We start from the raw sequence: 24,936 nt of genomic DNA on the forward strand, positions 1-24,936 counted from the left end.
AGACCTGGGCATGGTGCAAGAGGGTTACCTGGATTTCATGTGCTTGAGGAATTTTTGACTCACGTTCGTACGTACTATTACCGGCCACGCCAGATCGGCCGCCGAGCCTGTACGGGGGAAGCACATGCGTCACTTCGGGCATATTTCGCCCACCGTCCGCAAGGACCTCTTCCACCAGGAGCCGGCAGAGTTCAGCGCCGCCTCCCCCGCCGCCACGCTCGCGGCCGCGCTGGGAGCCACGCTCTACAGCCCGGCCACCCGGCCCCAGCTCGCCCGTGACATCCGCAAGCAGTCCGGCCTCGGGGTCGTCTCCATGGTCCTCTGCCTGGAGGATTCCATCAGCGACGCGGACGTCGTCGGGGGCGAGGAGAACCTCGTCCGACAGTTCGCCGCCCTCCACGAGGACCCGGCGGAGCTCCCGCTGCTCTTCATCCGCGTCCGGGAGCCCGAGCAGATTCCCGACCTCGTGCACCGGCTCGGCGGCTCGGCGGCGCGACTGGCCGGATTCGTCCTTCCCAAGTTCAGCGAGAGCCGGGGGGTCGCCTTCCTCGACGCCGTCGCGCAGGCGGAAGCCGCGAGCGGACTGCCCCGCCTGTACGCGATGCCCGTCCTGGAGACCCCCGAGCTGCTCCACCTGGAGACCCGGGTCGAGGCCCTCGCCGGGATCTCCCGCACGGTCAACAAGTACCGCGAGCGGGTCCTGGCGCTGCGCCTCGGCGTGACCGACTTCTGCTCCGCGTACGGGCTGCGCCGCACCCCCGACATGACGGCCTACGACGTCCAGATCGTCGCCGGGGTGATCGCCGACGTGGTCAACGTGCTCAGCCGCGCCGACGGCACCGGCTTCACCGTCACCGGCCCCGTGTGGGAGTACTTCCGCAGCCAGCAGCGCCTCTTCAAGCCGCAGCTGCGCCGCAGCCCCTTCCTGGAGGAGGGCGTCGAGGAGCTGCGCACCGCGCTGATCGAGCACGACCTGGACGGGCTGCTGCGCGAGATCGAGCTCGACCGGGCCAACGGGCTGCTGGGCAAGACCTGCATCCACCCCGCCCACGTCACGCCGGTCCACGCGCTCTCGGTGGTGTCGCACGAGGAGTTCAGCGATGCTCAAGACATCCTGCGCCCCGAGAGCGGAGGCGGCGGAGTGATGCGTTCCGCCTACACGAACAAGATGAACGAAGTGAAGCCCCACCGGGCCTGGGCCGAGCGGACCATGCTGCGCGCCGAGGTCTTCGGTGTGGCGAAGGAGGAGGTCGGCTTCGTCGATCTCCTCACGGCCGGGCTCCAGGTGTGAGCGGGCCGTTGACTGCGAAGAAGGGCAAGAAGATCGAAGCGGTGTGGTCGGGAACGTGGGTCGCGGACCGGCTGGGCGTGAGCCTGGCGGACGGGACGGGTGACGGCCCGCGGCTGGACGAACTGCTCGGGCTGGCGCTGCGGCGCAACCCCAAGCGGGCGCACCTGCTGGTCTCGCGGGTGCTGGGCAAGCACGTCCCGCAGTCCCCGGCGGCCGTGTACGCGGCCGGGTACGGGCTCGGCGAGCGGGTCCGGGAGCTGCTGGGCGAGGAGGCGGCCTCGGCCGTGGTCCTGGGCTACGCGGAGACCGCGACCGGGCTCGGGCACTGCGTGGCCGACGGCCTGGGCAGCGCCCCGTACCTGCACTCCACCCGACGCCCCGTGCCCGGCGTGGAGGCCGCCGGAGGCTTCGAGGAGGCGCATTCGCACGCCACCTCGCACCTGCTGCTGCCCGAGGACCCGAAGCTGCTGGCGGGCCCCGGCCCGCTGGTCCTCGTCGACGACGAGTTCTCCACCGGCAACACCGTCCTGAACACCATCGCCGACCTCCACGCCCGCCACCCGCGCGGTCACTACGTGGTCGTCGCCCTGGTCGACATGCGCTCCCCGGCCGACCGCGACCGCCTCGTCGCGTTCGCGGAGCGGCTGGGCGCCCGAGTGGACCTCATATCCCTGGCCTCGGGCACGGTCTCCCTCCCGGAGGGGGTGCTGGAGAAGGGCCAGGCGCTGGTCGAGCAGTACGAGGCCTTGGCTGCCTCGGCTGCCTTGGCCGCCTCGGCGGCTGCGGGCGCTTCGGGCGAGGAGCAGGCCGCGACGCTCGCTGATCCGCAAGCCGGGGGAGGGCAAGATCAGCCCCTGCGGCGTGTGAGCAGCGGGGTCCGGGGCGGCGCCCCGGCAGACGACCCGCACCCGATCACCCGCGTGGAACTGGACTGGCCGGCCCGAATACCCGACGGCGGCCGCCACGGCTTCACCCCGGCGCACCGTGCGGCCCTGGAGGCGGCGCTGCCCGCCATGGCTACCCGGCTCAAGGCCGCGCTCGGCGACGGCCCCACGCGGGTCCTCGTACTCGGCAACGAGGAGCTGATGTACGCCCCGCTGCGCCTCGCGCAGGCCCTGGAGGCGTCCGGCGACGCGGCGGCGCCGGTCGAGGTGCGCTTCTCCACCACCACCCGCTCTCCGGTGCTCGCCGTGGACGACCCCGGCTACGCGATCCGCACCCGGCTCGTCTTCCCCGCCCACGACGACCCCGCCGACGGCCCCGGAGACCGGTACGCCTACAACGTCGCCGCCGGCACGGCGGGCGCCGGCTTCGACGCCGTGGTCGTCGTCGTGGACTCGGCCGGGGACACCGCGGAACTCCGTACCGGCCTGCTCGCCGCCCTCGCGCCGCACACCGGCCGGGTCGTGCTGGCGGTCATACCTTCGTACGTACCCGACCGGCAGGAGCCGATCATGACCGAGCCCCCGCGCGAAGCGCCGGGCGGACCTCTGGGCGAACCGCTGCGCGGGCCCGCCTTCTCCTCCTACGCCGCCGAGGACGTGGGCTGGCTCCTCCAGGACCTCTCCGACGTCGAGCTCGAGGCCCCGACCGAGGAGCGCGAGGAGGCCATCCAGGCGGGCGGCGCGCACTACGCGGAGTCCCTGCCGGTGGAGTTCCAGCCGTCCCCGGAGTACCAGCAGCTCTACCAGAGCGCGCTGACCGCCTCCGCCGCCCGGATGGCCCGCGCCGTCGGCACCGTCACCGAGACGGTCCTCGCCGAGCGCTCGCCCTCCCCGGTCCTGGTCTCCCTGGCCCGCGCCGGCACCCCCGTGGGCGTGCTGATGCGGCGCTGGGCGCAGGCCCGGCACGGCCTGGACCTGCCGCACTACGCCGTCTCCATCGTGCGCGGCCGCGGCATCGACGCCAACGCGCTGCGCTGGCTGGCCGCCCACCACGACCCGGCCGACATCGTCTTCGTCGACGGCTGGACCGGCAAGGGCGCCATCACCCGCGAACTGCGCGAGGCCCTGGGCGAGTTCGAGGGCTTCAACCCGGAGATCGTGGTCCTCGCCGACCCCGGCTCGTGCGTGGAGACGTACGGCACCCGCGAGGACTTCCTGATCCCCTCCGCCTGTCTCAATTCCACCGTTTCCGGGCTGGTCTCGCGTACGGTTCTCAGGTCCGACCTGGTCGGGCCCGCCGATTTCCACGGCGCGAAGTTCTACCGCGAGCTCGCCGGGGCCGATGTCTCCGTCGCGTTCGTCGACACCGTCTCCGCGCACTTCGAGGAGGTGGCCGAGGCCGTGGACGCCGAGGTCAAGGAGCTCCTCGCCGCCGACCGCACGCCGACCTGGGTCGGCTGGCAGGCCGTCGAGCGGATCAGCGAGGAGTACGGGATCCACGACGTGAACCTGGTGAAGCCCGGCGTCGGCGAGACGACGCGGGTGCTGCTGCGCCGGGTGCCGTGGAAGATCCTCGCGCAGCGCGGCGCCGGAGCCGACCTGGACCACGTACGCCTCCTCGCGGAGCAGCGGGGGGTGCCGGTGGAAGAGGTCGACGGCCTGCCGTACAGCTGCGTAGGACTCATTCATCCCCGATTCACGCGCGGCGCCACGGGCGCCGACGGAAAGGCTGTGGCCACCAAGTGACCGTTCTCGTAGCCAGTGACCTCGACCGTACGCTCATCTACTCGGCGGCCGCTCTCGGCCTGACCATGCCCGACCCGGTGGCCCCGCGGCTGCTGTGCGTGGAGGTGCACGAGAGCAAGCCGCTGTCGTACATGACGGAGACGGCGGCGGGGCTGCTGGCGGAGCTGTCCGCCGACCCGGGCGCGGTGTTCGTGCCGACCACCACCCGGACCCGCAAGCAGTACCAGCGCATCCGCTTCCCCGGACGGCCGGCGAAGTACGCGATCTGCGCCAACGGCGGCCAGCTGCTGGTGGACGGGGTCCCGGACCGGGACTGGCGCCGCCAGGTCGCGGCTCGGCTGGCTGCGGAGTCCGTTCCGCTGGAGGAGATGCACGCGCACCTGATGTCGGTCACCGACCCGGCGTGGCTGCGCAAGGCGCGGGTGGCGGAGGACCTGTTCGCGTACCTGGTCGTGGAACGCGCGCTGGTCCCCGCCGAGTGGATCAAGGCGCTGACGGAATGGTCCGAGGCGCGCGGCTGGACGGTCTCACTCCAGGGCCGGAAGATCTACGCCGTCCCGCGGCCGCTGACCAAGAGCGCGGCCATGCACGAGGTGGCCCGGCGCACGGGGGCCACGAGCACCCTGGCCGCCGGCGACTCGCTGCTGGACGCGGACCTGCTGCTCGCGGCGGACACGGCCTGGCGGCCGGGCCACGGAGAGCTGGCCGACGCCGGCTGGACGGCGCCGCACGTGACCGCGCTGACCCAGGCGGGCGTCCTGGCCGGCGAGGAGATCGTGCGCGCGTTCACCCGCGAAGTCGCGCGACTCGCCCCGCCCGCCGCCTGACCTTGGGCACACTGGCCCCATGACCAAGGGCAACAGCACGAAGATCACAGACGAGCTCTACCAGTACGTGCTCGCGCACAACCCCCCGCTGGACGAGGTCCAGCGGGGGCTGGTGGCGACCACGTACGAGGTGTTCCCGGACTCGGCCGGAATGCAGTCGGCGCAGGAGCAGGGGCCGCTGCTGGCCTTCCTGGTCCGGCTGACCGGCGCCCGGCACATCGTGGAGATCGGCACCTTCACCGGCTTCTCCTCCCTGTCGATGGCGCAGGCCATGCCCGCGGACGGACGCCTCATCGCGTGCGACGTCTCGGAGGAGTGGACCGCGTACGCGCGCGAGGCCTGGGCGAAGGCCGGGGTCGCGGACCGCATCGACCTGCGGATCGCACCCGCGATCGAGACGCTGCGCGCGATGCCGGCGGAGCCGCACATCGACCTGGCGTACATGGACGCGGACAAGCAGAGCCAGATCGCCTACTGGGAGGAGCTCGTGCCCCGGCTGCGCCCGGGCGCGCTGCTCGTCACGGACAACACGCTGTTCCACGGCTCGGTGCTGGACCCGGAGGCGACCGGCGGAGCGGCGGGGGTCCAGGCCTACAACGAGCACGTCGTCGCGGACCCCCGCATGGAATCGGTGCTGCTGGCGATCTCCGACGGCATCACCCTGTCCCGCAAGCGCTGACCGCTACCCGCAGCCGCCCCCACCACAGCAGCCTCCGCCACCGCCCATGGGCGCGGCGGGGGCCGCACTGGTCCCGCCGACGGCGACGGCGGAGAGCAGCCTGACGGTATCGGCGTGCCCGGCGGGGCAGTCGGCGGGCGCGGAGGAATCGGCCATGGGACGGCTGACCTCGAAGGTGTCTTCGCAGGTCCGGCAGCGGAATTCATAACGGGGCATGCGGTACAGGCTACGCAGGTGTGGCGGGCCTCCGGAATCCCCGGGCTTCGGATCGGGGGCGCGGGCGGCGGGTGGTGCGCGGGTGCGGTTGGGTCGGCCCTGCGGGGCGAGGTCCCCTACCCGCCCTTCCACCGTTCCCCGGGGCTCCGCCCCGGACCCCGTTCCTTTCAGCCCGTCCGGCGTTTGAGGACCGGGGTCCGGGCAGGGCCCGGGGAACGGTGGAAGGGCGGGTAGGGGACAGCCCCGCGCGGCGCCACCCACCCCGGGACCGGCGGGGCCGGGGCACACCCCCGTGTCACCCCGGCTCCGCCGGCGGATCAAGGGCTCAGCGGACCACCGTGCCCGCCGGGGCGGACAGGAGCCCGAGCTCCGCTCGGGTGGGGGCGCCCTCCCAGTCGCCGCGGGAGGCCACCGCGAAGGCGCCCGTCGTGACCGCGCGGTCCAGACGGGCCTCCGGGGTGGACCCGTCGAGGAACGCCGAGAGGTAGCCCGCGACGAAGGCGTCCCCCGCGCCGACCGTGTCGACCGCGCGGACCGGCCGGGCGGGGGCGTGGACCTCCGAGCCGTCGTCCCCGTAGGCCGTCGCGCCGGCCGCGCCGAGCTTGACCACGACCTCGCCGACCCCGAGGGCGAGCAGTTCCTTCGCCTGGAGGGCCGGGTCGGCCGGGGCGTCGGAAGGCAGGCACAGGGGGAGCTCGTCGTCCGAGGCGATGAGGACGTCCACCGAAGGCACCCACGCGCGGAGCACCGCCGCCGCCTCCTCGGAGGACCACAGCCGGGACCGGAAGTTCACGTCCAGGCAGACCAGCGCCGAGTGCTCGGCGGCGAGGCGCAGCGCGAGGGCGCAGGCCGAGCGGGCGGAGCGGGAGAGGGCCGGGGTGATCCCCGTCAGGTGCAGGACCTTCGGCGGGGCCGCGGTGAAGGCCCGCTCCAGGGAACACGCCTTGAGGCGGGAGCCCGCCGAGCCCGCGCGGTAGTGGTGCACCCGCGTGACCTCCGGCAGCCTGGGCTCCGCGAGCATCAGGCCGGTCGGGGCCCCGCCGTCGTCGCGGGAGGCTCCGCAGACGTCGACGCCCTCGGCGCGCAGGGTCCGTAGGACCAGCTCACCGGCTTCGTCCTCGCCGACCGCACCCGCCCAGCGGACCGCGTGCCCCAGCCGGGCCAGGCCGATCGCGACGTTCGACTCGGCGCCCGCGACGGAGACGTCCATGCTTCCGCCCAGCCGCAGCGGGCCGCTGCCGCGCAGGGCGAGCATCGTCTCCCCGAAGGTGAGCACCTCGGGGGCGGTGCCGGGGGCGGCTTCGGGAGTGATGTCGGGCCCGGTCACGCGCAGACCGCCTTGAACTCCGCCGCCCGGCGCCGCAGCGCGAGCAGGTCGCCGCCGTCGGCCGCGTCCCCGATCAGCGGGGAGCCGACGCCGACCGCCACCGCGCCGGAGGACAGGTACTCGGCCGCGGCGGCCGCGTCCACCCCGCCGACGGGTACGAACGGCAGGTCGGGGAAGGGGGCGCGCAGGGCCCGCAGGTACGCCGGTCCGCCGATCGAGCCCGGGAACAGCTTGAGCGCGGCAGCCCCCGCCGCGTCGGCCGCCATGACCTCGGTCGGGGTGATGACCCCGGCCAGTACCGGCAGTCCCTGCCGGACGGACTCGTCCACGCCGGCGCCGAGGCCCGGGGTGACCATCAGGTTGGCGCCGGCCTCGGCGGCCCGCTGGGCGTCCTCGGCGGTGAGGACCGTACCGGCCCCCAGCCAGGCCCCGTCACCGAGTTCCTTTCGGGCCCGGCCGATGACGTCCAGCGCGTCGGTCCCGCTGAGGGAGACCTCGATGAGCGGGACGCCCTCCTCGACGAGGGCCATGACGGTGCGGAAGGACGCCTCCGCGTCCCGTCCGCGGACGATGGCGACGAGCCGCTCCTGTCGCAGCGCTGCGCCGAACTCCATGGGAATGCCTGCCTTCTGAGGTGAGGGGGGGAGGGGAGGGGATGTCGCCGGGTGGTGGTGGGGGCTCACCACTCGGCGAAGGAATCGTCTTCGTGGCGCCACACCGGATTGCGCCAGGCGTGGCCCTTCTTGTCGGCGGCCCGGACGGCCGCCTCGTCGACCTCGACACCGAGGCCCGGCCGCTCGGTGCGGACCAGGGAGCCCGCGTCGAAGCGGAACGGCTCGGGGTCGGTGACGTAGTCGAGGAGCTCGGCGCCCTGGTTGTGGTGGATGCCGATGGACTGTTCCTGGATGAGGAAGTTCGGGGTGGTGAAGGCGACTTGGAGGCTGGCCGCCAGGGCGACCGGCCCCAGCGGGCAGTGCGGCGCGATCTGGGCTCCGTAGACCTCGGCGAGGGAGGCGATGCGGCGCAGCTCCGAGATGCCGCCGGCGTGGGAGATGTCGGGCTGCAGGATCGCGACGCCGGCCTGTAGCGGCGCGAGGAACTCCCTTCGGGACAAGAGCCGTTCGCCCAGCGCGATGGGGATGTTGGAGGCGTTCACCAGATCGGGGACGGCCTGCGTGTACTCGGAGAGGACCGGCTCCTCGACGAACATCGGGTCGTACGGGGCCAGCAGGGGCAGGATCCGGCGGGCGTTGGCGGGGGAGACCCGGCCGTGGAAGTCGAGCCCGAAGTCGCGGTCGGTACGCCTTGCCCTTGATGTCCCACAGCGCCTGGTCGAGCCCGGCGACGGCGGAGGACAGGACGGGGCCGCCGCGGTAGAAGCCGCCCTTGGTCATGACCTGCCAGTGGTCCTCGATCCGCATCGGGTCCTGGCCGATCAGGTACTCGGACAGCACCTCCACGGCCGCGCGCACCGGCTCGGCACGCCCTTCGACCACGGGTTCGCCCCAGCCGACGACGCCCTCGTCGGTCTCTGCGCGCACGAACATCCAGCGCGGTGGGGCCATGAACGTTTCGATGCGGGTGATCTTCACGGCTGACGGTGTCCTCTCCTGGTGGGGGCGGCAGGACGGTGTCTGCGGGTATGACGGGTATTGCGGGTACTACGGGGGCTACGGGCCGGTCTGCGGGGCGGCCTGCGGGCTTGGACTACGGGTTCTACGGGGTTGGTCTGCGGGTTCTACGGGTTCTACGGGTTCTACGGGTGGTCGCGCTGCGCCATGTCGAGGAGGTCGAGCACGGCCCGGTGCGCCCCGTCCGGGTCCCCGGTCCGGACCCGGTCGACCACGGCCCGGTGGATCGCGTGCGGGTGCTCGAAGTCCGCCTTGTGCACCGTGCGGTCGCGTTCCACGAGGGCCGGGATGATCACGCGGTACATCTGCGCGAAGAACAGGTTGTGCGAGGCGGTCAGCAGCGCCAGGTGGAACGAGGCGTCCGCCCGTACGTGCAGCACCGGGTCGGAGTCGCTCGCCGCCATCGCGGTCAGCGCCGCGTCCAGTGCGGCCAGGTCCTGCTCGGTGGCCCGTACGGCGGCCAGCGCGGCGGCGGCCGGCTCGATCGAGCGGCGCAGTTCGAGCAGGTCCGAGAAGAAGCAGTCGGGCGCGCCGGCCGCGAGCTTCCAGCGCAGCACGTCGGCGTCGAAGAGGTTCCAGTCGGCGCGCGGGCGCACGAAGGTGCCGCGCTTCTGGCGTGCGTCGAGCAGCCCCTTGGCCATGAGCACCTTGATGGACTCGCGGAGCACCGTCTGGCTGACGTCGAGCTCCTCCATGAGGCGGGGGAGGTCGAGCGTGGATTCCTCGTCGTAGGCGCCGTCGAAGATCCTGCGGGCCAGCTCCTCGACGGCGGCCTTGTGGATCCCGCGGCCGGCGTAGGCGGCTTCGCTGCTGCTCATTCCGGTTTCCCTCTCCCTGCCAGGGCTTTCGTACCTACTTGCCGCCCCGGCAAGGCATAGATTTGCACAAGTAATCGTTAATTAGCAATTATTGCGTCGCGTTACCGGAACACCTGGTTCCGGCAGGGCGCCGCACCGCCAGGCGCTGCTCCACGCTTCTTCTCGGGCTTCGCCTGGACCTACGCCCTCGCCCAGATCCCAGGCGGCCGCCTCGTCGACACGTTCGGGCCGCGCCTCGTCCACGCCTGGGCGCTGATCGGCTGGTCGGTCATGACCGCCCTCGGCTCGCTCGCCAAGGGCTTCGGCTTCCTCTTCGCCAGCCGGATGGGCCTGGGCCTCTTCGAAGCCCCCGCCTTCCCCTGCAACGGGCGCGTCGCCGCCTCCTGGTTCCCGCGCGCGGAACGCGGCCGGGCGGTCGCCGGCTACACCTCGGGGCCGCTTGAAGGAGGAGGGGTATCGGCCTTGGCGTGGCCTTCCCGCTGATCGCGTGGATGGCCGCCACCCTCGGCTGGCGCCATGTCTTCTGGATCCTCGGCGGCATGGGCATCGCCTGGGCGCTGGTGTGGGTGAAGGTCATCCGCAACCGCCCCGAACAGCACCCCAAGGTCGGCGAGTGCGAACTCGTCCACATCACCGAGGACGAGGCCACGCCCGACAGCTCCGCCCGGGCGCGGGAGACGGGCGCCTTCCGCCGGGACATGGGCTTCCTGCTCCGCCGGCGCCGCATCTGGGGCGTCTTCCTCGGCCAGTTCGCCATCGCCTCGACGCTGTACTTCTTCCTGACCTGGTTCCCGACCTACCTCACCAACGAGCGCGGACTGAGCCTCGGCAGGGGCGGCCTGACCGGAGCCCGTCTTCGGCAACCTCGCCGGCATCGTCATCCCGATCGTCATCGGCGGCGCCCCGTCCTTCCTCTTCCTGGTGGACAAGGTCGAACGCATCGAGGCGTAGGCCGCCGTCGGCCGCCGTAGGCCGCTCTCCTACGCCGGCCTGCCGACGGGCCTCCCGCCCGTCCGTGCGCCCGCCCGTGCCCGCTGCTCCCGAGCCGCCTGCTCGGGGTGGCGGGCACGCCAGTACGGGTTGTCGTGCGGCAGGGCGCTGCCCACCCGCCCGTACATCCCGAACCACATCAGCATCACGCCGACCACGAAGCTGAACAGCACGTTGGGGATGTGGAAGGCCAGGAAGTTCGCCTTCGTGTCGAGCAGCGCGAGGTTCACGAACCCGCTCGCGATGAACAGCACACCCAGCACGATGTTGAGGGTCGAGGCGAAGCTGCCGCCGATGACCATCCCGGCGAACAGCAGCAGCCCGAAGCAGATGGACAGCACGCTCAGCGCGCCGTTGGTGTTCAGCGCCAGCACCGTGTCCCCGCCGGTGTCGAAGAAGCCGATCCGGTCGATGAGCCCCAGGATCCCGAAGACCACCAGCAGCAGTCCGGTCAGGCCGGCGCCGACCCGGTAGACCTTGCTGAGGCGGTGATCGCTGGGCAGGTGCTCGTCGAGGCTCGCGTTCACGGGACGCATCATGCGGTGCAGGATCCCGGGCGAGCTCCGGGGCGGCGGCGCGGTCCCGTACGGCTCGTGGGCCACGTAGGGCGCGTAGTGCTCATGGGGTTCGTGACACCCGTAGAGCGCATGGGGCGCGTGGGGCGAGTGCGGCTCCTGCGACTCCTGCGGTGTGTGTGAAGGCTGGGCGGCCATGGCGCACTCCTCTGCTCCGGTTGGCCCCTCCAGCATCCGCCGATGCCCTCACCCGGACAAGTCAGGCCTTCCGGCCATATCGGATCAGCCGTGGCCGCGCTCGGTCCGGATGTCCGTCACGCCCCGCTGCACGGACGACCGTACGGCCTCCATCTCCTGGAGGAAGGCCCAGTAGTCGGGGTGGCGGTCCTCCAGCGCGGCCAGCGCCCGCGCCACCCGCGCCACCGCGTCGTCCAGCGGGCGCGCGTGCCGGTCCTCGGGCACCGTACGGCCCTCCATCACCAGTCGCTGCGCGTCCCGGATCGCGAACCGGGTCCGCTGCACCTCCGCCTGCGGATCCCGCGCCACCGCCTCCAGCCGCGTCAGCCGGTCCTGCGCCGCCGACACCGCCTCGTCGGTGGCGTCCAGCGCGGCCCGTACCGCCTCGACCAGGGCCGCTACGACGGCCCACTGCTGCTGGTCGCGCGCCCGGCCGGCCTCCGCGAGCCGCTCCTCGGCCCGCGCCACGTCCCGTACCGCCTGCTCCGGGACGTGCTGAAGGTCCTGCCAGCAGGCCGCGCTGAACCGCCGGCGCAGCTCGCTGAGCACCGGATCCACCCGGTCCGCCCGGTTGCGCAGCGCCTGCGCCCGGGTCCGCAGGCTCACCAGCCGCCGGTCGATCTCCGCGGCCCGCTCCGGGAGCCGCGCCGCCTCGGCCCGTATCGCCTCGGCATCACGCAGGATCCGCTCCGCCCGCTGCACGGTCTCCTGCACACCGTGCTGCGCGGCGCCCTGGTTCAGCTTGGTCAGCTCCGGCCCGAGCGCGGCCAGCCGGGCGGCCAGGTCATCGGCCTGCAAGCCCTTCCCGCGCACCTCGTCCAGCGCCGTGCTCGCCGCGAGCAGCGCGGCCCTGGCCCGCTCCCGGGCGGGCGCCACCCGCGCCAGCTGCGTCTCGGCCCGGTCCAGCAGCGGCTGCAGCCCGAGCGCGAACCGGTCGAGCTCGCCCTTGACCCGGACCAGCTCCTCCTTGGCCCGCGTCAGCTCCTCCCGGGCCCGCGTCGCGGCGGACGCCTCCAGCTCCACCCGATCGAGATCGTGCGCGTCGACGGCATTGATGTAGACGTGACTCACCTGGTCGATGCGCTGCCCGAGCGCGGCGAACCCCTCACCCACCCGGCGCGCCTCCGGCGAGCCGTCCGCGGCCGCGATCGTCTCGATCGAGATCCGCAGATCCCGCTGCGCGGTGTCCAGCTCGTAGAACGCCGCCGCCGCGGCGTCCTTCGCCGCCTGAGCATCCGCCCGCCGACTCTCGTCCCGCCCGCCGCCGAACCACCGCCGGGGTGCCGTCGTCACAGTCGCCTCTCCCGTACCCGGTCCGTCCGCAATTCCCCTGCCCCGGTCCATTCTCCCCCACGGGAACGGGTTTGCGTGGGGGGTACGCACTCCATGTAGGCTGTCCACTCATCCACGGGTGCGTAGCTCAGGGGTAGAGCGCTGCTCTTACAAAGCAGATGTCGGCGGTTCGAAACCGTCCGCGCCCACCAGCACAAAGGCCCCCTGCCGATCATGGCAGGGGGTCTTTTGCATCCAGATCTGACATCAATGGGAGCGGACTGGGAGCGTCGCCCGCCCCCTGAGCAGCCGGTCCATGTGCCCGATGGCCTCGCGCTGCGTGTCCTGCACGACGTGCGCGTAGACGTTCATGGTGACGGCGATCTGCGAGTGCCCGAGGATCTCCATGACGACCTGAGGCGGAACGCCGGCAATCGACCTGATAAGGCGCCCTGCCGACTTGACTCGGTCTTCAACCGACCTCAGATGGTTCGTAGACTCGCGCAGTGATTACATCCGAGCGGGCCCGAGAGATCGTTAACGCGCATCTCGCACGGATGCAGCCGTACCCCCCCCGGGGAGGAGGGCGTGACCGCTGTAGTCATCCATGTGAAGGAGCATCGCTTCGGGTGGGAGTTTGGGTATCAGAGCTCCAGATACGCGCAATCGGGAAGTTCACGAGACATGTGGGTCGGGACCGGGCCCATCGTTGTTGACCGACGCGACGGCCGCCTGGAGGAGCTTGGCGGCAGGCAGTTCGGCGACACGGTGGCTGAGTACCAGCGCGTTTACGATCAAGAGACGTCTACTGGCGGAAAGCCCTGACCGTGCCTGCCGGAGCGAAGCCCGCAGGTCAAGCCTCAACCCGCCCCACCACGCTCCTAAAGCGGTGACTCCCTGACAACCAGCGGCAGTGGCCAGCCAGCACAGGCCACTAGTGTGCTGCCGTCCTCGGTGAGGAAGAGCAGGGTGGTCCATGTCCGGTCGGCAGAATCGATCAGCCCTACGCGCACCGGCCGGCTGTGTTCGCGGAGGAGCTGCACTGCTCGTTCCAGCCCAAGAGGTTCGACTCCGTGCATCCGCATGCGCTGAAGCCGGTGCCCGAAGACACCGACGAGCCGTTCTGCGGGCTGCGCCCTGTCTCCCACGCTGTAGGTGGCGCCGCTACGGAGGCAGGCCAGAGCAAGCGCGGACGCCTCGTCGCCAACGGACAACAGCCTTTCCAGCACATGCCGTTCCATGGTCACCCCACCGGGATCCTGCGGTACAGCAGCCAAGTGCCGCAACCCCAGCGATCGCCCGCGTCCGGTAGCGCCCCTCCGGGGCCTGGTAGCGGCCGGTATGGCCGTCGATGACCGGTCTGGCTAGAGCTACGGATCAGATGGCCAGCCGTACCCGGTCCGCGGTCGCTGCCACGACGGTTTTCTAAACTCGTGCGGCGTAGCCGCTACGATCGACCCATGACGTCACATCAGGCGGATGCCTCGTAGATCCCCGCGCGAGCTGAGGGCCACCGCGCCCGAAAGCCAAAGCCATGCGGTTAATACGCTGCTCATCAGCACGTGTCCTGGGCCGCCGACATGTACTGCCGTGCACGCATACCTCTTCGTCGATGGTCTCGACGTAGTGGCACGCAGCGATAGCAGAATGGCCGGCCTGGATCCGAGGCAACTCCTCCGCCCAGGCGGCCCGCTCTATCCGACGGATGGGCCGCGCAAGGTGGACATTGCAGCCGAGGAGCAGCCCGAGCCAGGGCCGGGCAGGCTAGCCATCCGAATCAAGCTCCGCGGCGAGATGGTCATCTGGTCCGACGTTATGTACCCGGGCCCCGTTGGCGGGGCCATTGAGGAAGTTCGCTTCCGCCTGCGGCAGTACCTGGGCGAGGTCGAACGAGCATACGCGGCATTGCAAAGCCAGCCCTGACCGCAGCCGAGCGCCCTCCCCGGGCCGTGGTCGGGCCGTGGGAGGGCGCCCAGTGGTGACCAGCGTTGACAACTGGCGACAACTCAGCCGCAGGTCAGCGCGTTGATCGGTATCTCAGCCGCAGGTCGGGCGGTGGGGCGTCAGTTGTGGCTGACCTGAGCAGCGGAGTTAGGCGGCGCGCGGGTTGGCCGGCGGGAGGAGCGGCTCATGATGGTGCCAGATGAGGTAACGGTCTCCGTGTAGAAGTCCCGCTGAGCCCCACTCGATCCTCATCACGCCCTGTTCCATCGAGCAGGCGTAGGCCACGATGATCAGCTGGAGCTCGGGCGGGAGGAGAGCCACGTCGGGATGCACGTGCTCCTCGTCGAACTCTTCCATGTCGAGGTCGAGTGCCAGCTGCATGGGCTTCGGCCCGTGGCGCCGGATGAGATCGGCCCGGAGGCCGTATGCCTTGCGGAGTCGCGCTTCGGTGACTGGGACGTCCTTTTTCGCGTAGAGGATCGGGAGGATGGCATTGCTGCCGACGATCATCACCGTCCGCCCCTGAAGCCGTCGAGAGGTCGCCTCGTGGATCGGTGTCAGACCAGCCGCGAGCGTTTCGTACTGCGCCGCGTGGAGCCCATGGCCGTACGCTTCCTGTGTGCGAGTGCGCACCTGTTCATGAGCGTGACGCGCCCTGGCGTGGGCTTCCACTAGGCAGGCCGGGATTGTCTCGGCCAGCTGGCCCGCCACTGCGCCGAACGTTCCTCTGGCCCAAAGTGATACTGAAGTCACTATGCGTCGCCCTCCCCCTGCGTTGTCGGAACGCTGAGCTGCACCCTCACCACGGTGTGGGTGGGGGGTGAGGCGTGCAAGAGGGCATGGGTGCACAGGCCGCGCACGGGGGTGATGGCTGACATCCACGGATGACATCAACGAGGGTGGACGCCTGTGGCCCAGGGTGACCGCGCAGGGGTGTGGCAGGCAGGCCGGAGTCAGCCGCGGCAGGGTCTGGGCGAGCTCACAAAGCAGATGTCCGCGGTTCGAAACCGTCCGCGCCCACCAGCACGAAGGCCCCCCGCCGATCATGGCGGGGGGTCTTTTGCGTCCACATCTGACACCAACGCGAGCAGCGCCGACCGGCATGGTGGGGGTCGGTGTGAGAGGCGTGGGCGGTTCCTGGTCATGGCCGCGGTGTCCGGTGTTCCGATTCTCCTCTTCCTGTTCTTCGGATTGCTGTTCCCCGAGTGTCCTGACGGCTACCACTGTTGAGAGCCGGCTCGTACCGCTGGTCACGGGCGGCATGATGTCCTCCGTGACGAACAGCGCAGACCTGCATCCTGACCGGATACCGGGGTACGACGGTGGCCCCCTCACGCACGGGGTGGGGTTCCTGGAGGAGCCCCTGTTCTGGCTTGGGCACCTCTACTCGTGTGTCCATTCCGAGGAAGCCGAAGAACTGCTCTTCGGCGCCGACTACGACGCGGCGGGCGAGTTCCAGCGGCAGTTGTGGGAGCGGGCCGAGTGGCCGGCGTTCACCATTCCCCTCGCCGGTGATCACCGTCTGCACGTCGTCTATCGCACCTTCACGGACGAGGCCGGCACCGACTACCTCCTCCACCATCCCGACTGGGAGGAGGCCGAGCAGCTCGCCCAGGACGACGGGCATTTCATGGGGCCGGGCCTGTCCTGGCCCGAGCTGGTGGCCGCCGCGGACAACGCGCTGCCCGGCGGGAGCACCACCGACCCGCACGCTCGGCTGCTCCTGCTGCTTCCCGCGCTGGGTGACGACGAACTGCCCGACGAAGCCGTGGGCCGGCTAGTGGCCGCGCTGCGTGCCTGTACGGGCGTGGAGGACCCCGAGGCCCTCGGAGTCCTCCTCCTGGATGCCCAGGGGGCGCCGGGCCCCGCGCGCTGGACGACGGACGGACGCGGGTGCGCCGTCAACGACGGTGAGTACTCCAGCCGCAACCCCGCCAACCACTTTGCGCTGCCGGCCGATCGGCTGTCCCGGGTGGCCGCCGCGCTGCTGCCTTGACCCGCACGAGCCCCTCCTCCTCCCCCCCCGGCGGGATGGGGTTCACGGCTGAGGCTTCCCTGAGCCCCCGGCGCGTCACCGTGCGCCCTTTCTGCTCCTCGTAGCTTCGGGCACGGTGCAAGGGGTGCTCACGTCGGGTGAGCGGGCGGGAGCGGGGTGACGCAACCGAAGTGCGGCGCGGTGACCAAGCGCGGAGGCCGGTGCCGGAACAAGGCGATCGTCGGGAGCGGCCAGTGCGCCAAGCACCAAGGGCGCTGGACCCGACAAGGGAACGCTCAGGCAGAGGCAAAGCAAGCCAAGGCCACGATGCAGGAGCTGCGGAAGAAGAAATGGGGCTGGTGGTGAGCGGCCACTGAGGTCCATGGCCGACATCGGCGCGGGTGCGGAACGTCGGCTCCGGGCGTTCGGGGCGCGGGATAGTGGGGGTATGTGCCGATCGATTAAGACGTTGCGTCCGCCCGCCATTCCGGAGAAGGCGACCGAGGAGGAGATCCGGGCCGCCGCCCTGCAGTACGTGCGGAAGGTGTCCGGCTTCAGGGCGCCCGCCGCGCACAACCAGGAGGTCTTCGACGCCGCTGTTGACGCTGTCGCGGAGGCTACGAGGGACCTGCTGGAGGGGCTGCACGTGAGGGGAGCGGGAGCGGGCGTGTCCGCGGGGTGAGGGGCCCGGCGGGTGGTCAGGCGGCGGCCGGGACGGCGCTCTCCTCCAGGGGGACCACCGCGACCGGGCACCCGGTGTGGAGCAGTACCGCGTTGGTGACGGAGCCCAGGCGCGGGGAGAGCGGGCGCTTGCGGTGGCGGCCGATGACCATCAGGTCGGCGGCCCGGGAAGCGGCGACCAGGTGGCCGGCCGCGTCGCCGGGCGCCGACAGCTGCTCGATCTCCACCTCCGGGAACCGTTCGGCGTACGGACGCAGGTGTACGGCTGCCAGGGCCGCGACCTCGTGGGCGTTGGCGGTCTCCCTGTGCGCGGCCGCCGGGCCGATGGCGCCGGCCGCGGTGAAGGTCCGGCCGGGCCGGGCGTGCGCGACGACGACCTGGAGCCGGGCCCCGCGCCGGGCCGCCTCGCGGAAGGCGAAGTAGGTGGTGCTCGCGTCGGGGGCGGCGCTGTTGAGGCCGAGTACGACCTGCCCGTACGGGTCGTGCAGCGGCGGCTCGGTGCGCGGGACGACCACCACGGGGCAGGCGGCCTGGCTGGCGCAGGCGATGCCGTTCGAGCCGAGGAGCAGGCTGGCGAAGCCGCCGCGGCCGCGCGAGCCGAGGACCATCACCTGGGCGTCCGCACCGAGCTGGGGCAGTACCCGGTCGGGGGCGCCGGGGTACGAGGCGTACTCGATCGGGGGGAGTCCGGCGCGGCCGCCGAGGGCCTCGCGGACCCGGATCAGGACGGGGTCGTCGTCGAGGCCCGGCTCGGCGAAGCCGCCGGACAGGGCTGCGCCGATGGTGTTCATGTAGAGGCGGGCGTGCACGATCCGCAGCGGGGCACCGGTCATCAGGGCCTGGGAGACGGCCCATTCCAGGGCCCGGTTGCCGTTCGCGGAACCGTCGACGGCGGCGATCACGGGGCGCGGGCTCTGGTCCATGGCGGGCTCCTCGGGGGCAGCGGTGCGTGGACTCAGCCTTGCGGGAGGGAGCTCCCGGCGGGAGTGGGGAAGGTCCCGAGTGGGGCGGGACCATCGGCCACTCCCGTGCCGGCGGCTCGGGTGGGCGGGGGCGTCGGGTCGCCTCAGGAGGCGTGGCCCGTACGGCGGCGCAGGATCCAGGCACCGGCGCCCAGCGCGCCGGCCACGAGGGCGCCGCCGATGGCGATCTGGCCCGGGCTCATGGAGCCGACGCTGCCGCCGAGTCCACCGCGGGCGGCGCCCGGGGTGATGTTCAGCGCCACCGTGACGCGTTCGCCGCCGGGGCCGCCGCACTCGAAGGTGACGGGGTGCGAGCCGGCGCTGATGTTGCGGGAGGTGGTGGCGGAGCCGAAGAGGTTGGTGGCCTCGGCGTTGCCGGGGGTCAGCCAGACGTCGCCGAAGGCGCGGGAGGTGGCCTTGCCGGTCCGGGTGCCGCAGCCGGTGACGTTGAGGCTGACCCGGCCTCCGGGGGCGACGTTGGCCGGGGAGACGCTGCCGGAGGGCTGGGCCTGGGCGAGGGTCGGGGGCGCGGCCGCGGCGAAGGCGACGGTCGCGGCGGCGACGGCCAGCAGGCGGGGGAGGGGGCGGTAGCGGCGGGGGCTGTGGGGGCTGTGGGGGGTGGCGGGCATGGAGAGGACTCCTCGGGCTCCGGGAACGGCGCGGCGCGGATTCGGGTATGCACCGTTCTCTGGACGCTAGGAGCCCGGCGCGGCCGCGGCGATCGCTGCCGGGTGAACGGGTGAGCGACTGCTCCGCCCGGGGGAGCCGGGGCGGTGTGGGTGGGGCGGGTGGGATGAGTGGGGCGGGTGGGACTGGGACCGGGTGCTGGTCGCGGGTGGGGAGGCCGGGGGGATCGGCGCGGGGGCCGGCTGCGGGGCCGGCGGAGGGTGGGTGGCCGTGGCGATCGCTGCGGGGTGACCGGCTGAGCCCGCGATCCGCGCGGAAGGCGGGGGCGGGGGAGCGGGGAGGGAGGGCGGCGGCGGGGCCGTCGAGGGCCGGGGCCGGTCCGGGCTCGGGACGGCCGAGGTGGAGTGCTGCGGGAGTGGGCCGGGTCGGCTGGGTGGGCGTGGGCCGGGGCCGGGCCCCGGGTTCGGGACAGTCGAGGTGGAGTGCCGAGGGCGTGGGCCGGGTCGGCTGGGTGGGCGTGGGCCGGGGCCGGGCCCCGGGTTCGGGACAGTCGAGGTGGAGTGCTGAGGGAGTGGGCTGGGTCGGCGGGGTGGGCCGGGCCGGCGGGGTGGGCGGGGCCGGGCCGAGATGTCGATCCACCAGCCCGTACGGGCGGAGTCAGGCGGCGGGGGTGGGGCGGCGGACTACGAAGGCCGCCAGGGAGCCGGCGGCGAAGAAGGCGAGCAGGGAGATGGCGCTGCCGAGCCAGGTGGTGCCCAGCCATTGGGTGCCGAAGTAGCCGAGGGCGATGCTGTAGCCGGCCCAGGCGATGGCGGCCAGGAGCGACCAGGGCAGGAACTCCCGGACCGTGCGGTGGGTCTTGCCCGCGCCGAGGGAGACCACCGAGCGGCCGGCCGGGGCGAAGCGGGCGACCACCACCAGGGCGCCGCCGCCGCGCGCGAGGGCGGTGCCGAGGCGCTCGTGGGCCCGGGTGAGCCGGCGGGAACGGGCGATGGCCCGGTCGAGCCGGGCCCCGCCCCGCCGGGCCAGGCGGTACGCGGCCATGTCGCCCAGTACCGAGGCGGTGACGGCCGTCGCCAAGAGGGCCAGGATGTCCGGCACCTGGGACTGTACGGGCACGGGCCCCGCGGCCGCGGCCGCCGCGGCAGCCGCGGCGGTGACCACCAGCACCCCGCTCGGCAGCACCGGCAGGAACACGTCGAGCAGGATGGACAGCGCCACGAGGGCGTAGATCCACGGACTCGAAGTCAGCGAGCCCAGAGTCTCAAGCAAAACGGGACTCCCCAGTCCGGTTGACGTGCCTCGGCGTGAGGCGCCGCGACGTCGCGGGGGAGCGGCAGGGGCGGCTGACAGCGGAACAGCGTACGCCGGGTGTCCACGGACCGGACGCCCGGGGCTGTGCTCCGGCGTGACGGGTCCGCCCCGCCGCGCGTCAGTGGGGCGGTGTGAGGTCGCGGTCCAGCACCGTCACCAGGCGGGGGCCCTTGCGGGCCTGGTCCAGGCGCAGCCGTGCGGAGCGCCCCGACAGCGCGAGCGTCATGAGCTGGTTGCCGAAGAACGGGCCGCCCGTACGCCGCCAGCTCAGCGGAGGCCGGCCCGTCCGGCCGTGCCGGGAGAAGCCCCGGCCCAGCCACCGGCCCAGCCGCGACCAGCCCAGCCGGAAACCCCATTTCACGGCCGTGTGGATGGAGTTGTGGACCGGGGAGCAGGTCAGCTGGAACACCTGGGCCGTGCTGGGTATTCGGGGTTCCGCCACGTACGCGTGGTGCACGTCTCCCGAGAGCACGCACACCGTCGCCGGCGCCCGGGGGCCCGTGCCCACCTCCTCGATCAGGTCGCTGAGCATCGCGAAGGACTCCGGGAACGCCGCCCAGTGCTCGAGGTCGCTCCGGCGGCGCAGGTCCTCGCCGATCCGGGCCCATCTCGGACCCCGCTCCCCGCGGCACAGCGCGGCGTTCCACACCTCCGCGTCGTGCACGAGCGGGGGCATCAGCCAGGGCAGTGACGAGCCGATGAGGAGGTGGTCGTACCCCCCGTGTCCGGCCAGGGCGTTCTCCCGGAGCCACTGCCGCTCCGCGGGATCGAGCATGGCCCGCCCGTCCTCGGCGAGCACCCGGGCGGCCCGGGTGTCCACCATCAGCAGCCGGGACCGGCCGAAGTCGCGCCGGTAGCTCCAGCGCACGGTGGCCGGGTCGGCGTCCGCCGAGGTGGCGAAGGCCCGTAGGACGTCGGTGCCGTCGGGGGTCGCCCGGACCGCCTCGAACACGGGATCGGCCGCCCGTTCGGCGGGGGAGAGGTTGCCGAGGTGCTGGTACACCCAGTACGACATGAGGCCGCTGACCACCCGCTCCTGCCACCACGGGGTGGCACGCATCTCCGCCAGCCACGCGGCGCTGGTGTTCCAGTCGTCGATGACGTCGTGATCGTCGAACATGTGCAGGCTCGGCACGGTGGAGAGCAGCCAGCGGATCTCCGGATCGAGCCAGGACTCGTAGTAGAGCCGGGTGTACTCCTCGAAGTCCGCGACCTGGGCGCCGGGGGCCTCGCGGAGGTCCCGCCGGGCCGCCAGCCACCGGCGGGTGGAGCGGGAGAGCTGGTCCGCGTACACCTGGTCGCCGAGGAGGAGCAGGACGTCGGGCCGCACCGCCTCCGGGTCGGCGGCCAGAGCGGCGGCGAGGGTGTCGAGGGCGTCGGGGCCGTGCGGTCCGCGCCGGTCGGCCGGCGGGGCGGCCTGGCGGCAGGAGCCGAAGGTCAGGCGCAGGTCGGGAGCGGCCGTGGAGCCGGGCCGTCGCGCGGGCGGGGTGGTGATGGTGCTCACGGGGAACGGGCTGTCGGGCAGCGGCCAGACCCGGAGACCGTCGAGGAGGACCTCGTAGCCGGTGGTGGAGTCCGGGGTGAGGCCGGTGACGGTGATCAGGGCGTAGTGGTGGCCGGCTATCTGGAAGGTGTGGACGCTCCCGCCGGAGCCGTCGGCGCAGCGCACTTCGGCGGTGCACGGGCGGTCCGCCTCGATCCACAGTGTGGCGGAGTCGCCCGTGTCCCAGTCGACGTGGCGCAGCAGCGGTCCCAGGCGCAATGTCCCCATGCAACTCCCCCTCCTTCATCCGGCATTGCCGTTCGGTCACCGTACGACGGGAAGGGGGTGGTCCACCTCCCCCTGGCGGGGGAAAGATCTTTGGCCAGGGGTGGGGGCGCGGGGGTGGCCCGGGGTGTGCGGGCGTGGGTGGTGTCAGCAGGCGTTGAGGATGTTCACCAGGGCCGTCTTCTCGGTCGAGTCCATGCTCAGGGCCCAGTACTGCTTGACCTCGACCCACATGCGCGCGTACGTGCAGCGGTAGGCGGTGCGCGGCGGCAGCCACTTGCCGGGGTCGAGGTCGCCCTTCGCCTGGTTCACGTTGTCGGTGACCGCGATGAGCTGGGGGCGGGTGAGGTCGTTGGCGAACTGCTGGCGCTTGGCGGTGGTCCAGGAGTTGGCGCCGGAACGCCAGGCTTCGGCGAGCGGGACCATGTGGTCGATGTCGATGTCCGAGGCGGCCGTCCAGGTGGCGCCGTCGTACTCGGAGTACCAGCTGCCGCTGACGGCCGCGCACGCGGAGTCCTGGACCACGCCCGAGCCGTCGCGCTTGAGGACGGTCTCGCGGGTGTTGCAGGTGCCGGAGACGGTGCTCCAGTGCGGGAAGAGGTCGCGGCTGTAACCGCTGGTGGTGCCTTCGGTCTTCGGGGTGACCGTGGCGAGGTAGGAGCGGGCGGCCGCGGCGCTGATGGGGGTGGGAGGGGAAGCGGCGGCGGTGGGGGCGGCGAGGAGGGTGGTCAGCGAGGCGGCCGCGAGCATGGAGGCGAGCGCGCCGAGTCGACGCGCGTAGACGGAGGGCGTGGAGGATGCGGAGGGCATGAGGGCTCCTGGGAGGGGGAGGGGGAGGCGTGGGCTTGGGCGGTGGGGTGGGTGAGCTGTGGGGCGTGGCCATGGTGGCCGCGCCGGGTTTCGTGGGGGTGGGCGTCAGGTGACAGTTTGAAGGCATGAGCATGTCATGACGAGGTGAGTGACGGGCTTCGGGGTGGGGGGAGTTGGGGATTTGGGTCGGGTTGGGTGGCGGTGGGGTCAGTGTCCCGGCCCGTTCCTGGACGCTGTGGCTGCGGTCCTGGTGGCCTCGGTTGCGGCCGCAGCGGGCATGGCGACGGCGCCGCGCCCGGTCGTTCCGGGGGCGGCGCCGTGATCCGGAATCAGAGTCCGCTGGTGAAGGGGCTGTTGTGGACGGCGTTGGATCCGTAAGTGGTCCGGTCCCTGCGCAGCTGCTCGGTGCGCTCCAGCTCGATCAGCAGGCCGTCCGCCGATTCCGCGCGGTGGCGTCGTTCCCTGCGCATCACTTTGGCGACGGCGTACAGCCCGGTGATGCCCATCAGGGCGAAGAGAGCGATCAGTTCGGTCATGGCATTTCCCCCGTTGTCCCGTGCTCCACCTGCGCATACCGCTGATCCGGTGCGCCACGGCCGACCGTACCTCGTGTTGTCAGACCTGCCTGCGAGGCTGGGTTCATGGAGACCACGCTGCAACTGACCATCGACTGCGCCGATCCGCGGGTGATGGTGACGTTCTGGACCGAAGCGCTGGGCTACGTGCCGGAGCCGGCGCCGGACGGGCACGCGACCTGGCGCGCGTACTGGGAGGGCATGGGGGTGCCCGCGGAGGAGCTGCCCGAAGGGGTGGGGGAAGTGCCGGAGTCGATCGTGGATCCGTCCGGGCGGGGGCCCCGGGTGTGGTTCCAGCAGGTTCCGGAGTCCAAGACCGGCAAGAACCGGGTGCACTTGGATGTGAAGGTCAGCGGCGGACGTGGTGTCCCGATGGAACTCCGGATGCGGAGGGTCGACGACAAGGTGGCGCGGCTCACCGGTGCGGGGGCGACCGTGCTGCGCGTGCTGGACGAGTTGGAGACGCACTACGCGGTGGTGCTGCAGGATCCCGAGGGGAACGAGTTCTGCGTCGCCTGAGCCGGTGATGGGCTGGGCTGGGCTGGGCTTGGTCGGTCTGGACAGGTCGCGTGGGTCGGCCCGGAGGGACGTGTCCAGCCCGGTGCCGGGGCGGAGGGTCGCGGGGCGGAGTCCTGTCGCCCGCCGACCAGTGGTCGGAATCCGCTCTGGACCATGGGGGGGGGCGTCAGTCCGTACCCCGGTGCGCGCCGGCCTCCGTCACCTCGCGTTCCCTCGCCGCGAACGGTCGGCCCCGAAGGGTTCGCCTGCGGCGGAAGGTCGGCCGCGACGCTACGGTCTGCGGTCCATTCGCTCAGTGGGCCGGCGGCATGGATTTCGGTCTTGATCCGAGCGGCCGCCTGGGCCACCCGCTCGGGAGCCGGGCCGGGCCCGGGCCGGGCCGGATGCGAGGCGCGTGCGCGGGACGCGATCGTGCGAGGCCCCGCACCTCACTGACCCGGCCCGTCCTTCGAGGGGGGGCATGCGGTCGTGCTGGTAGCGATCGAGCACGTCCCGCCGCCCGACCAGGGCATGTCGCTGGTCGGGCTGTCGGGGTCAGGCCGTCTGGAGGGTGAGGGTGATGGAGCCGTCGGGGGAGGCGGTGACGGCGACGGCGGTCAGGTCGAGGACGTGGGCGGTCGGGCCGTGGGCGGCGGCGCGGGGGCCGACGCCGATGACCCGCATGCCCGCGGCCTGGCCCGCGGCGATGCCGGCGGCCGAGTCTTCGAAGACGATGCAGTCGGCCGGGTCCACGCCGAGGGCGGCGGCGCCCATCAGGAAGCCCTCGGGGTCGGGCTTGCTGGCCTGTACGGACTCGGCGGTGACCCGGATCTCGGGCATCGGCAGCGCGGCGGCCGTCATCCGGGCCGTGGCCAGGGCCGCGTCGGCGGAGGTGACCAGGGCGTGCGGCAGGGTGCTGAGGGCGGCCATGAAGGCGGGAGCTCCGCCGATCGGGACGACGCCCTCGGTGTCGGCGGTCTCGCGGGCGAGCATCACCGCGTTCTCGGCGAGGTTCTCCTCCATGGGGCGGTCCGGGAGGAGGATCGCCATCGTGGCGTAGCCCTGGCGGCCGTGGACCACCTTGAGGGCTGCCTCCGGATCCAGGCCGTGGGCGACGGCCCAGTCGTACCAGCAGCGCTCGACCACCGCGTCCGAGTTGACGATGGTGCCGTCCATGTCCAGGAGCAGGGCCTTGGCGGTCAGGACGGCGGGGGTGGTGGCGGTGGTGGTGCTGGCCGGCATCGGAGAGGCTCCAGACGGGACGGGAAAGAGAACAAGTGGTTCCGTCCACCGGTCAGGGAGTGAGGACGGAACCACTTTGTTCCTGAACAATACAAAACGCGGAGGGG

Annotated in this window: 26 protein-coding genes, 1 tRNA gene and 1 pseudogene; 11 read left to right on the plus strand and 17 right to left on the minus strand. The window is 72.3% G+C overall.

The window, feature by feature from the left end; translation table 11 throughout:
* Positions 1-124 precede the first annotated feature (124 nt).
* The 4 genes from OG730_RS28520 to OG730_RS28535 are packed head-to-tail and all read left to right on the plus strand — an operon-like array spanning position 125 to position 5,427.
* The gene (locus tag OG730_RS28520) at positions 125-1,291 is read left to right on the plus strand and encodes an HpcH/HpaI aldolase/citrate lyase family protein (protein ID WP_327306912.1); all 1,167 of its coding nucleotides are present in this window, start codon (positions 125-127) and stop codon (positions 1,289-1,291) included.
* 8 nt (positions 1,292-1,299) lie between these two features.
* Positions 1,300-3,921 carry a phosphoribosyltransferase gene (locus OG730_RS28525; protein WP_442815039.1) on the plus strand — a complete coding sequence of 874 codons (2,622 nt, stop codon included), beginning with the start codon at positions 1,300-1,302 and terminating at the stop codon, positions 3,919-3,921.
* The gene (locus tag OG730_RS28530) at positions 3,918-4,748 is read left to right on the plus strand and encodes an HAD family hydrolase (RefSeq protein WP_327306914.1); all 831 of its coding nucleotides are present in this window, start codon (positions 3,918-3,920) and stop codon (positions 4,746-4,748) included. The genes OG730_RS28525 and OG730_RS28530 overlap by 4 nt, the downstream gene beginning before the upstream one ends.
* A 19-nt stretch (positions 4,749-4,767) precedes the next feature.
* The gene (locus tag OG730_RS28535; protein WP_327306915.1) at positions 4,768-5,427 is read left to right on the plus strand and encodes an O-methyltransferase; all 660 of its coding nucleotides are present in this window, start codon (positions 4,768-4,770) and stop codon (positions 5,425-5,427) included.
* Between the two features lie 3 nt (positions 5,428-5,430).
* Here the strand turns inward: OG730_RS28535 and OG730_RS28540 are convergent, their stop codons facing one another.
* The 5 genes and pseudogenes from OG730_RS28540 to OG730_RS28560 form a co-directional block, all read right to left on the minus strand.
* On the minus strand, positions 5,431-5,643 hold the full coding sequence (locus OG730_RS28540; protein ID WP_327306916.1) for an FmdB family zinc ribbon protein: 213 nt from the start codon (positions 5,641-5,643) through the stop codon (positions 5,431-5,433).
* Positions 5,644-5,968: 325 nt separating this feature from the next.
* Positions 5,969-6,970, minus strand: a complete 1,002-nt coding sequence (locus OG730_RS28545) for a sugar kinase (protein ID WP_442815040.1) — start codon at positions 6,968-6,970, stop codon at positions 5,969-5,971.
* The gene (locus OG730_RS28550; RefSeq protein ID WP_327306917.1) at positions 6,967-7,584 is read right to left on the minus strand and encodes a bifunctional 4-hydroxy-2-oxoglutarate aldolase/2-dehydro-3-deoxy-phosphogluconate aldolase; all 618 of its coding nucleotides are present in this window, start codon (positions 7,582-7,584) and stop codon (positions 6,967-6,969) included. Before OG730_RS28550 ends, OG730_RS28545 begins: the two co-directional genes overlap by 4 nt.
* A gap of 65 nt (positions 7,585-7,649) precedes the next feature.
* Positions 7,650-8,562: pseudogene (locus tag OG730_RS28555) on the minus strand (enolase C-terminal domain-like protein).
* A gap of 164 nt (positions 8,563-8,726) precedes the next feature.
* Positions 8,727-9,419, minus strand: coding sequence for a FadR/GntR family transcriptional regulator (locus OG730_RS28560; RefSeq protein ID WP_327306918.1), 693 nt, complete (start codon positions 9,417-9,419; stop codon positions 8,727-8,729).
* A gap of 90 nt (positions 9,420-9,509) precedes the next feature.
* Here OG730_RS28560 and OG730_RS28565 point away from each other — a divergent pair, with 90 nt between their 5' ends.
* Both OG730_RS28565 and OG730_RS28570 read left to right on the plus strand, forming a co-directional pair.
* The gene (locus OG730_RS28565) at positions 9,510-9,902 is read left to right on the plus strand and encodes an MFS transporter (protein ID WP_327309457.1); all 393 of its coding nucleotides are present in this window, start codon (positions 9,510-9,512) and stop codon (positions 9,900-9,902) included.
* On the plus strand, positions 9,887-10,390 hold the full coding sequence (locus OG730_RS28570) for an MFS transporter (RefSeq protein WP_327306919.1): 504 nt from the start codon (positions 9,887-9,889) through the stop codon (positions 10,388-10,390). Before OG730_RS28565 ends, OG730_RS28570 begins: the two co-directional genes overlap by 16 nt.
* A 9-nt stretch (positions 10,391-10,399) precedes the next feature.
* Here the strand turns inward: OG730_RS28570 and OG730_RS28575 are convergent, their stop codons facing one another.
* A complete protein-coding gene (locus OG730_RS28575; protein WP_327309458.1) occupies positions 10,400-10,948 on the minus strand; it encodes a DUF4383 domain-containing protein in 549 nt (182 codons plus the stop codon).
* A 258-nt stretch (positions 10,949-11,206) separates the two neighbouring features.
* Positions 11,207-12,454, minus strand: a complete 1,248-nt coding sequence (locus tag OG730_RS28580) for a hypothetical protein (RefSeq protein ID WP_327306920.1) — start codon at positions 12,452-12,454, stop codon at positions 11,207-11,209.
* Between the two features lie 116 nt (positions 12,455-12,570).
* Here OG730_RS28580 and OG730_RS28585 point away from each other — a divergent pair.
* Positions 12,571-12,645 (plus strand) — tRNA-Val (locus OG730_RS28585).
* 55 nt (positions 12,646-12,700) lie between these two features.
* Here the strand turns inward: OG730_RS28585 and OG730_RS28590 are convergent.
* The gene (locus tag OG730_RS28590) at positions 12,701-12,841 is read right to left on the minus strand and encodes an integrase (RefSeq protein ID WP_327306921.1); all 141 of its coding nucleotides are present in this window, start codon (positions 12,839-12,841) and stop codon (positions 12,701-12,703) included.
* A 138-nt stretch (positions 12,842-12,979) separates the two neighbouring features.
* On the opposite strand from OG730_RS28590, the gene OG730_RS44350 reads away from it, so the two are divergent.
* Positions 12,980-13,258 (plus strand): YrhB domain-containing protein, encoded by a 279-nt coding sequence (locus OG730_RS44350; protein WP_442815217.1) that lies wholly within the window; start codon positions 12,980-12,982, stop codon positions 13,256-13,258.
* Positions 13,259-13,314: 56 nt separating this feature from the next.
* On the opposite strand, the gene OG730_RS28595 is transcribed toward OG730_RS44350, so the two are convergent.
* Both OG730_RS28595 and OG730_RS28600 read right to left on the minus strand, forming a co-directional pair.
* On the minus strand, positions 13,315-13,674 hold the full coding sequence (locus OG730_RS28595) for a hypothetical protein (protein WP_327309459.1): 360 nt from the start codon (positions 13,672-13,674) through the stop codon (positions 13,315-13,317).
* A gap of 850 nt (positions 13,675-14,524) precedes the next feature.
* On the minus strand, positions 14,525-15,088 hold the full coding sequence (locus tag OG730_RS28600; RefSeq protein WP_327306922.1) for a hypothetical protein: 564 nt from the start codon (positions 15,086-15,088) through the stop codon (positions 14,525-14,527).
* Between the two features lie 562 nt (positions 15,089-15,650).
* Between OG730_RS28600 and OG730_RS28605 the strand changes: the two genes are divergently transcribed.
* Together OG730_RS28605 and OG730_RS28610 are read left to right on the plus strand one after the other, a co-directional pair.
* Positions 15,651-16,373, plus strand: a complete 723-nt coding sequence (locus OG730_RS28605; protein WP_327306923.1) for a hypothetical protein — start codon at positions 15,651-15,653, stop codon at positions 16,371-16,373.
* A gap of 427 nt (positions 16,374-16,800) precedes the next feature.
* Positions 16,801-17,034, plus strand: a complete 234-nt coding sequence (locus tag OG730_RS28610; RefSeq protein WP_327306924.1) for a DUF2277 domain-containing protein — start codon at positions 16,801-16,803, stop codon at positions 17,032-17,034.
* Positions 17,035-17,050: 16 nt separating this feature from the next.
* On the opposite strand, the gene OG730_RS28615 is transcribed toward OG730_RS28610, so the two are convergent.
* From OG730_RS28615 to OG730_RS28640, 6 genes are all read right to left on the minus strand, one after another.
* The gene (locus OG730_RS28615) at positions 17,051-17,956 is read right to left on the minus strand and encodes a universal stress protein (RefSeq protein ID WP_327306925.1); all 906 of its coding nucleotides are present in this window, start codon (positions 17,954-17,956) and stop codon (positions 17,051-17,053) included.
* Positions 17,957-18,099: 143 nt separating this feature from the next.
* Positions 18,100-18,624: a hypothetical protein gene (locus OG730_RS28620; RefSeq protein WP_327306926.1), complete on the minus strand. Its 525-nt coding sequence runs from the start codon at positions 18,622-18,624 to the stop codon at positions 18,100-18,102.
* Positions 18,625-19,279: 655 nt separating this feature from the next.
* Positions 19,280-19,894, minus strand: coding sequence for a DedA family protein (locus OG730_RS28625; RefSeq protein WP_327306927.1), 615 nt, complete (start codon positions 19,892-19,894; stop codon positions 19,280-19,282).
* Positions 19,895-20,054: 160 nt separating this feature from the next.
* Positions 20,055-21,707, minus strand: coding sequence for an alkaline phosphatase D family protein (locus OG730_RS28630; protein WP_327306928.1), 1,653 nt, complete (start codon positions 21,705-21,707; stop codon positions 20,055-20,057).
* A gap of 144 nt (positions 21,708-21,851) precedes the next feature.
* Positions 21,852-22,514 (minus strand): HNH endonuclease family protein, encoded by a 663-nt coding sequence (locus tag OG730_RS28635; RefSeq protein ID WP_327306929.1) that lies wholly within the window; start codon positions 22,512-22,514, stop codon positions 21,852-21,854.
* A gap of 329 nt (positions 22,515-22,843) precedes the next feature.
* Complete coding sequence (locus OG730_RS28640; protein ID WP_327306930.1) at positions 22,844-23,050, minus strand: hypothetical protein; 207 nt, start codon at positions 23,048-23,050, stop codon at positions 22,844-22,846.
* A 105-nt stretch (positions 23,051-23,155) separates the two neighbouring features.
* Between OG730_RS28640 and OG730_RS28645 the strand changes: the two genes are divergently transcribed.
* Positions 23,156-23,608: a VOC family protein gene (locus OG730_RS28645; protein WP_327306931.1), complete on the plus strand. Its 453-nt coding sequence runs from the start codon at positions 23,156-23,158 to the stop codon at positions 23,606-23,608.
* Positions 23,609-24,142: 534 nt separating this feature from the next.
* Here OG730_RS28645 and OG730_RS28650 read toward each other — a convergent pair.
* Positions 24,143-24,829, minus strand: a complete 687-nt coding sequence (locus OG730_RS28650; RefSeq protein ID WP_327306932.1) for an HAD-IA family hydrolase — start codon at positions 24,827-24,829, stop codon at positions 24,143-24,145.
* Positions 24,830-24,936 lie beyond the last annotated feature (107 nt).

Origin of the sequence: Streptomyces sp. NBC_01298, from assembly GCF_035978755.1 — a bacterium.
GTDB lineage: Bacteria > Actinomycetota > Actinomycetes > Streptomycetales > Streptomycetaceae > Streptomyces.

Excerpts from the sequence above, each read along its gene's own strand:
- OG730_RS28650 (WP_327306932.1), bottom strand. The coding sequence starts at position 24,829 with ATGCCGGCCAGCACCACCACCGCCACCACCCCCGCCGTCCTGACCGCC.
- OG730_RS28640 (WP_327306930.1), bottom strand. The coding sequence starts at position 23,050 with ATGACCGAACTGATCGCTCTCTTCGCCCTGATGGGCATCACCGGGCTG.
- OG730_RS28630 (WP_327306928.1), bottom strand. The coding sequence starts at position 21,707 with ATGGGGACATTGCGCCTGGGACCGCTGCTGCGCCACGTCGACTGGGAC.
- OG730_RS28635 (WP_327306929.1), bottom strand. The coding sequence starts at position 22,514 with ATGCCCTCCGCATCCTCCACGCCCTCCGTCTACGCGCGTCGACTCGGC.
- OG730_RS28610 (WP_327306924.1), top strand. The coding sequence starts at position 16,801 with ATGTGCCGATCGATTAAGACGTTGCGTCCGCCCGCCATTCCGGAGAAG.
- OG730_RS28590 (WP_327306921.1), bottom strand. The coding sequence starts at position 12,841 with ATGGAGATCCTCGGGCACTCGCAGATCGCCGTCACCATGAACGTCTAC.
- OG730_RS28575 (WP_327309458.1), bottom strand. The coding sequence starts at position 10,948 with ATGATGCGTCCCGTGAACGCGAGCCTCGACGAGCACCTGCCCAGCGAT.
- OG730_RS28615 (WP_327306925.1), bottom strand. The coding sequence starts at position 17,956 with ATGGACCAGAGCCCGCGCCCCGTGATCGCCGCCGTCGACGGTTCCGCG.
- OG730_RS28540 (WP_327306916.1), bottom strand. The coding sequence starts at position 5,643 with ATGCCCCGTTATGAATTCCGCTGCCGGACCTGCGAAGACACCTTCGAG.
- OG730_RS28620 (WP_327306926.1), bottom strand. The coding sequence starts at position 18,624 with ATGCCCGCCACCCCCCACAGCCCCCACAGCCCCCGCCGCTACCGCCCC.
- OG730_RS28550 (WP_327306917.1), bottom strand. The coding sequence starts at position 7,584 with ATGGAGTTCGGCGCAGCGCTGCGACAGGAGCGGCTCGTCGCCATCGTC.
- OG730_RS28535 (WP_327306915.1), top strand. The coding sequence starts at position 4,768 with ATGACCAAGGGCAACAGCACGAAGATCACAGACGAGCTCTACCAGTAC.
- OG730_RS28595 (WP_327309459.1), bottom strand. The coding sequence starts at position 13,674 with ATGGAACGGCATGTGCTGGAAAGGCTGTTGTCCGTTGGCGACGAGGCG.
- OG730_RS28520 (WP_327306912.1), top strand. The coding sequence starts at position 125 with ATGCGTCACTTCGGGCATATTTCGCCCACCGTCCGCAAGGACCTCTTC.
- OG730_RS28560 (WP_327306918.1), bottom strand. The coding sequence starts at position 9,419 with ATGAGCAGCAGCGAAGCCGCCTACGCCGGCCGCGGGATCCACAAGGCC.
- OG730_RS28645 (WP_327306931.1), top strand. The coding sequence starts at position 23,156 with ATGGAGACCACGCTGCAACTGACCATCGACTGCGCCGATCCGCGGGTG.